1 protein-coding gene is annotated in these 1,438 nt (G+C 61.8%); it reads left to right on the forward strand.

Annotated elements, in window-relative coordinates; translation table 11 throughout:
• Positions 1-126 precede the first annotated feature (126 nt).
• Positions 127-1,167 (forward strand): IS110 family transposase, encoded by a 1,041-nt coding sequence (locus GVL12_RS25655; protein WP_159918378.1) that lies wholly within the window; start codon positions 127-129, stop codon positions 1,165-1,167.
• The last annotated feature ends 271 nt before the right edge of the window (positions 1,168-1,438 follow it).

Below are 1,438 nucleotides of genomic sequence, written 5' to 3' on the forward strand. Positions count from 1 at the left end.
CGCGTAGCGAGATGGTATGGACACCTCCCTCTTCTGCGCCGGCACTCGCAGAGTAGGGTCTCGCATCTGACGGCATCAAGTGCCAAAGTGGAGTTTTGAGCAACCACTTGCGAAGGAGGCCCCGAAATGAATGCTACGACATATGGCATGGACATTGCCAAGAATGTGTTTCAGCTGCACTGGATTGATCCGGCCTCGGGAGAAATCCACCGCAAAAAACTCACGCGCGTCAAGGTCAGCGAATTCTTTGCTCAACGCGAGCCCGCTCGCGTGGTGATCGAGGCATGCGGCGGTGCCCACTACTGGGCACGAACGCTGAGCGCGTTGGGTCACCAGGTAGAACTGCTACCGCCCCACCAAGTGCGCGCCTTCGTTACCGGCAACAAGGATGGTGCTGCCGACGCTCGCGGTATCTGGCTGGCCGCACAGCACGCCGACATCCACCGCGTGGACATCAAGAGCGCGCAGCACCAGGCCCAACTCGCCACGCACCGCGTGCGTTCGCACTGGGTAAGCATACGCACGGCCACCATCAACATGGTGCGCGGGCTGTTATACGAATTCGGAGTGGTGCTGCCCAAGGGCAAGAATGTGGCGCTGCGCTGGCTCGCCGAGCAGCGCAGCCAGGTCGATGCCCTGCTGCCGACGAGCATGCAGCAACTGCTCGATGCCCAGTTACAGGCCCTGCGCGAAGTGGACCTGCACATCGTGGAGGCCGATCGACAGATCGCGGCATCGATCGACCCCAATGCCACGCGCCTACAGCGCACTCCCGGCATCGGCCCGCTGGGCGCCACCGCCCTGTCGGCCACGCTGGGCGATGGCTCAAGCTGGCACAACGGGCGCGAGTTCGCCTGCTGTTTGGGGCTGACTCCGCGCCACACCGGCACCGGTGGCAAGGTACACATGGGCGGCATCACCAAACGTGGCGATGCATACCTGCGCACGCTGCTGATCCACGGCGCGCGCAACCTGGTGCGCGTACCCAATCCTCCTGATTGGATCGCCAAGCTGCTGCAGCGCCGGCCGATCAACGTCGTGGTTGTCGCTGTGGCTCACCAGCTGGCGCGCATTGCCTGGGCGCTGGTGGCGCATGGGCGGTCATACAACCCCCAATGGAAATCCACCCCGCCCATTGCAAGGCGTGAAGTGACAATGGCCGATTAACAGGCGCAATAGGCGCCTACCGAGTGAGCAGGCGAGCAGATGAAGTGATGGCAAAGCGGCCAGACCGTGGACCGGCAAAGCTGTGCAGAACTCTGGGCTTTACAGCCCGCCAGTGAGTCAAGCACCGGTCTCGCGAATGACCATCAGGGCCAGCAGCGGATGAACAGTCCGTACTGCATCGAAAGGCCGGATATAAGGTTGCAATGAACCGCCGAGTCAAAACTTCAAAAGTTTGCTTGCATCACGGGAGGTGTCCATATAAGTTCTGCGG

The sequence above is a fragment of the Pantoea sp. 18069 genome (assembly GCF_902706035.1).
Lineage (GTDB): Bacteria > Pseudomonadota > Gammaproteobacteria > Burkholderiales > Burkholderiaceae_C > Comamonas.

Excerpts from the sequence above, each read along its gene's own strand:
- GVL12_RS25655 (WP_159918378.1), top strand. The coding sequence starts at position 127 with ATGAATGCTACGACATATGGCATGGACATTGCCAAGAATGTGTTTCAG.